Source organism: Psychrobacter sp. AOP3-A1-26, assembly GCF_052378235.1.
In the GTDB taxonomy this organism is placed as follows: domain Bacteria; phylum Pseudomonadota; class Gammaproteobacteria; order Pseudomonadales; family Moraxellaceae; genus Psychrobacter.
In genome coordinates, this window is the sequence record NZ_JBQSXN010000126.1 from 1 (window position 1) to 5198 (window position 5198).

At 42.0% G+C, this 5198-nt stretch carries 5 protein-coding genes; all 5 read left to right on the forward strand.

All coding sequences use genetic code 11. The features are described from left to right. The first annotated feature begins 788 nt into the window (after positions 1-788). Positions 789-1670, forward strand: coding sequence for a replication initiation protein (locus ACT3TU_RS13440; RefSeq protein ID WP_444784482.1), 882 nt, complete (start codon positions 789-791; stop codon positions 1668-1670). A 243-nt stretch (positions 1671-1913) separates the two neighbouring features. Further along, positions 1914-2516, forward strand: coding sequence for a hypothetical protein (locus tag ACT3TU_RS13445; protein WP_444784479.1), 603 nt, complete (start codon positions 1914-1916; stop codon positions 2514-2516). A gap of 264 nt (positions 2517-2780) precedes the next feature. Further along, positions 2781-3113, forward strand: coding sequence for a plasmid mobilization protein (locus tag ACT3TU_RS13450; protein ID WP_440455249.1), 333 nt, complete (start codon positions 2781-2783; stop codon positions 3111-3113). Positions 3114-3814: 701 nt separating this feature from the next. After that, positions 3815-4363: an MbeB family mobilization protein gene (locus ACT3TU_RS13455; protein ID WP_444784480.1), complete on the forward strand. Its 549-nt coding sequence runs from the start codon at positions 3815-3817 to the stop codon at positions 4361-4363. Positions 4364-4366: 3 nt separating this feature from the next. Then, positions 4367-4918, forward strand: coding sequence for a hypothetical protein (locus tag ACT3TU_RS13460; protein ID WP_444784481.1), 552 nt, complete (start codon positions 4367-4369; stop codon positions 4916-4918). Positions 4919-5198: the final 280 nt, after the last annotated feature.

A 5198-nucleotide genomic window follows, 5' to 3' on the forward strand; every position in this document is an offset into this window, starting at 1 on the left:
GTGCTTTCGTACTGGGTTTGAGCTGTATCGTCAGTGCTTTCGTACTGAGTTTGAAGCGTAGTATCTGCAGTCGTGGTTTCCGTGTTCATTGGTTCGGCGGCCATTGCCAGACTTGGAATAGTAAGTGTCGCGCCAACAAGTAATGACAGAGTAAGATTTTTCATTAATTAAGATCCTTGGTGTACATATTCTATATATTGTTTTTGAACTCCAATATTATTAGAAACTATTTCCTAAAGTTTAGAATATTATGAATTAATAAAGCTAATCATGATTTTCGACCGCAAGGTTAGCAATTAATAACTTCATCGTTCAGTAGTATATAAATTACCAATCTAACAACTAAAAATCTTCTTGTAATATTAAGTAATTACCAGTGGATTCTTGTTTAGCAGCTTCTAGCTAATTAATTTAGGCTAACAGAAATATAGCCATTAAATTTATGTTTAATATTAGCAGTTTAGCGATTTTATAAATTATTATCTGTCACAGATGCTTAATGGGAACGTACTAAGTGATTCTTATTTAAATTCAAGTAGCAATATTATAGTAGGACGTAGGTACAACTTCTCAGGGCAATGTAAGCCTTAAATGGCATGACTTTACGAGGGAATTGCTAATTGACGAAATAAGAATGAGAGCGTAAACTCAAGTGCTAGAAACGACTAACCCCCAAAGCTGGCAGGCTTCAGGGGTTAGATGAATTTTAATCTGTGTCAGCAGATATAAAACCCACTTTTCGATATGGACATTTTATATCAGCAGGCGCACCAATACAAGCGTGCGTGATGTTAATACTTCCTGAAATATACGAAACTCTCCCTCATAAACCCTATTGTACTGACGATTTAGGTAATCTAGTCGTTCGTCCTAGGCAAACTGCCGTCAAGATGCGGTATATACAGCACAACCCTCCTTGCATGACCCATTTTATTTGCCTCGATATTGACCATGAACATGGTGCAATGCGTTGGGCAGAAGAATATCTACCACCGCCACGCTGGACAAGCCAAAACCCTAAAAATGGACATGCCCATATCGTCTATGAGCTAAAAACACCTGTTTGTACCAGTGAGCATGGCAGCCGTAAAGCTTTAGACTATCTCGCTAAGATACAAGCAGGGTTGGTCAGAGAGACAAGAGCAGACGTCGGATATACCAACTTCATCACCAAAAACCCGATGCACGAGCATTGGCGTACTGAAGTATGGACAAAAGAAGCCTATGAGTTAAATTATCTAGCGGATTTTGTTGATCTCAGACCTTTAACAAACAAAGAGAAAGAATATGGTCTTGGTAGGAACTGTTCCCTATTCGATACCGTTCGTCATTGGGCGTATTCTGCGATTAGAGAGCATCGAGGAAAGACTTGGGAGCAATGGTACCATTCCGTGCTTAAACATGCTCAAAGCGTGAATATGATGTTTTTAGAGCCGTTGCAGTACTCAGAGATTAAAGCTACTGCCAAAAGTATTGCAAAATTCTGCTGGAAACGTGATGCCTATCACTATAATGAGTTTATCTATCGTCAGGCACTTAAGGGAAGTAAAGGTGGCAAAGTTTCTAAACGCAAGCCTGTAGCTATTTCAGCACGTACGAAACAACCTTGGGTAGCTTTAGGTATATCGCAAAGTACATATTACAGGCATAAAAAAGCAGGAAAAATATGACAGCAGATAAGCCTAAGTCAGATAACAGCCTTTTTTGAGGTTTCCTAAGATTCGTACTATGTAAGATTGTTAGAAGCATGCATTGTTTCATTGCTTGGGTGTTCTTTAACTTTATCCCTGCTTAGGCTATTTACTCCTCTGTTGTGCGTGGTCTTTTTTAGCTAGTGATGTTTTATTTAAACTGGCTTACTCTTATTGTTGGGTTGTGCTTATTGTTAACATTGAATACTTAGGAGATGCGTTTTGAAAACATATTTATATTTAGGTGAGAAGCAGTGGGCTGATGCTTGGGTTAACGGTGGGAGGATACCTATAAAACCTGCTAGTAATTATCTTTCCGATGAGCGTGTTGGTGTCATGACTCCTGATGAAAATTTAATTCATACAGGTGAAGTTCCTTTGCCTAGTTTGCGACAATATGGGTTTGATCTCTCAGGTAGGGATATTACTCTTTCTAATAACAAGGTGATTACCCATAATCCTGATGGTAGTACTACAGTAACTAAAGTTCCTGATTTGACTAATGGTAGCTATTACAAAGAAGATGGCTTAATCTTATCCTTTTGCAACCATCTATCCCCTGATACTGCACATAGATTTGAGAAAGTGATCTGTGTTGAGATTGCTGATATAAGGGAAACGAAAAAGGAAATTGATAAGCAACTAGGTATTATAGGGGAAATGAAGAAATGTACCTATACGGGTGATCATCAACGAAATCATTTTTTAAAGTTCCAAGATGATGCTTGGCAAGATGAGTTCCGTATTTTTTGGCTATCTCAGCGAGGGGAAACATGGGTAACTGTATCTCCAGGAACAGCAAAAATCATATGGACTCTCGAATAGTATTAAATCTAAAGAGTGAGATATTACATTATGGAATGTTTGAATAAGAATTTACTCAAACATTCCATAATGTGTACCTACACAAAAGATAATACAGCCAAGTCATAATATCGCTATTATTAAGATAAGCCAGCATATACCGTGGGCACAATATCCACTACGTTACTATTGACCCAAGGCATGCCGGTAAGGGGAAACCCCTTAACCCCAACCCCTCACAAAAAGCCGTGAGTGGTAAAAACCAACCGCTAGACCGAGGTTAAAATGGCAAGGACAAAGTGGCTAAAAATCAGAGTGTCTGATGATGAGCTTCTAGACATTAAAAAGCGTGCAGGCAGACATGATATGTCTAACTACGTTCGTGGATTGGTGCTCGATCAACCGATAGCTGCGCCCGAACCCAAGCACAAGAAAATTGTCCATAGTGCCGATCCCGAATTGGTGCGAGCGATTAATCGCATTGGCATCAACATCAACCAAATAGCCAAGCAGACCAACACAGGGCAAGAAGTCGGTAATGCTGTATTGATCGCCTTGCTTGATTTGCAAACCACGCTAGACAAAGCACTAGCGTCGAGCGTGCCCGATGATCGTTAAATTTTTCACTAATGGAACAGGTGGCAGCAAAGGCGTATTCGACTACCTGCTCAAAGACAAAGAGCAGCCAGACGGCAAACGCCTTGGTGCTACAGTTTTAAGGGGCGACATAGACAATCAAGCCTTGCTCATTGATAGCCTCGACTTCAAGCAAAAATATACCAGTGGCTGCTTATCGTTTACCGAGACCGCCAACCAAGTCAGTGCAGAACAAAAAAACGCCCTGATGGACGGCTTTGAGCAAACCATTCGAGCAGGGCTAGACGTTGATAGAGTCAGCGTAAGCTGGATTGAGCATCGAGACAAAGGCAGATTAGAGCTGAACTTTGTCTTTGCCAATGTCGATTTAGAGCATGGGCGTGTGTTTCAGCCCTATGTTCATAACGTAGATAAACGCCGTGTCAACGCATGGAAGGACATGCAGAACATCGAGCATGGATTTACCGACCCCAATGATCCCGCCAAAAAGCGACTCATGGCGCAGCGTGACAACTTACCAAGGGATATTAAAGACGCAAGACAAGCCATTACTGACGGTCTAAAGGCATTGGTGGTTGAAGGCGTTATAACCAATCGTGACGACGTTATTCAAGCCCTAAAAGATGGTGGCTTTGAGATTGCACGAGAGACAGACAAAGCAATCAGCATCAAAAACCCAGACCCCAAAGCGAAACGAAATATTAGGCTAACAGGCGGATTATATGAGCGAAGTTTTAAGTTTAGCCCAGAAGTTCAAAACACAGTCACAGCAGCAAGCGAAGACTATCGAGCAAGAAGTTCAGAACGTTACGACGCAGCTAAACAGCTTTATGACAGCGAAATTAAAAGAAAGCGAGATTATCATCAAACAAGGCATGGAAAGCCTCGACTTGAGCAACGAGCAGCTGCTCGCGATGTTAGCCAAGCAACAAACCGATATGAGTACCGCCCTACAAACCTATATGAGCAACGTCCAAGCCCATTTAACCCAAGATTTAAACCAACTCGCAGAACAGACAGAGACGATGATAGAGAGCTACACACAGCACATCGCGCAGCTGATAGAACAGCGAGAGGACAGGATAGCGCAGGTCATCAGATCAGAAATGAAGAAATGGGCAATCGTAGCCAGTTTGGTCGCACTTACGATACTGGTGCTAGGCATCATCATAGGGGCAGTATCAGTCAAAAAGTTCTCAAAACCAACCTACATCATTCAAAAACCGCAGACACAGATACAGCAGCAGCCCATCAACTATGGGCAGAGGTAAGTCATGGACAAGAGACTATTAGAGCAGGTGCAGCAAGCCCTACAAGCACAGCAGGACACGATCAAACGCCAAGAGCAGATGCTAGACGGCCAACAGCGATACATGGAGCAGCAGCTGCGCAAGAAAGACCAAGATATAGCGGAATTGACCGCCTCATTGAACAAATTGGCAGAGACGAAAACACAAGAGCTGGAACGCTTACCGACGTTGTTCAAGCAGTTGCAAACTTCAATGACAGAACAAACGAACGTGTTCAATGGATGGGTCGCATATCGGAAAGAGCACGTAACAATGCAAGCATCATTGATAAGCGAGTTATTGGCTTTAGGAAATGTACAGATTCAACTCGTAGAGCAGTTGAAGATATATCAGAGCACGATAACACCGCCCGACTATCTAGAGAGCGATACCGTGAAGTGGGAGAGCGGATTGAACGAATTAGTGAGCGAACAGATCAAAATAGAGCAATCACAAGCGAAAATAACCGGATCGCAAACGGCAATACAAGCGGAGCTGAAGGAATTAAGCACATTGCTGGACAAGTTCGAGAAGTAATCAAAACCAAAGAGCAAGAACTTGAGCGTGTTAGAGCGCCTACAAGGTCACGATCTCCGAGTATGGGTCGCTAGCTAAACTAAAAAATGCAGCCATTAGGCTGCATTTTTTAGTTTAGCTAGTTCATTTGAGACTCTTAGTGTATTGCGGCTTTCTATGAATTAGCCTATTTGCTATATACCTACAGAGGTCTCTTTACTATTTGAATTAGTCATATGGTTGTACTTACTCTGCACTAGTATCATCAGTGCTTTCGTACTGAGTTTGGGCTGCGCCATCA

Bases quoted from the DNA above. Each gene is read 5' to 3' on its own strand.
- ACT3TU_RS13455 (WP_444784480.1), top strand. From the start codon at position 3,815: ATGAGCGAAGTTTTAAGTTTAGCCCAGAAGTTCAAAACACAGTCACAG.
- ACT3TU_RS13450 (WP_440455249.1), top strand. From the start codon at position 2,781: ATGGCAAGGACAAAGTGGCTAAAAATCAGAGTGTCTGATGATGAGCTT.
- ACT3TU_RS13460 (WP_444784481.1), top strand. From the start codon at position 4,367: ATGGACAAGAGACTATTAGAGCAGGTGCAGCAAGCCCTACAAGCACAG.
- ACT3TU_RS13440 (WP_444784482.1), top strand. From the start codon at position 789: ATGTTAATACTTCCTGAAATATACGAAACTCTCCCTCATAAACCCTAT.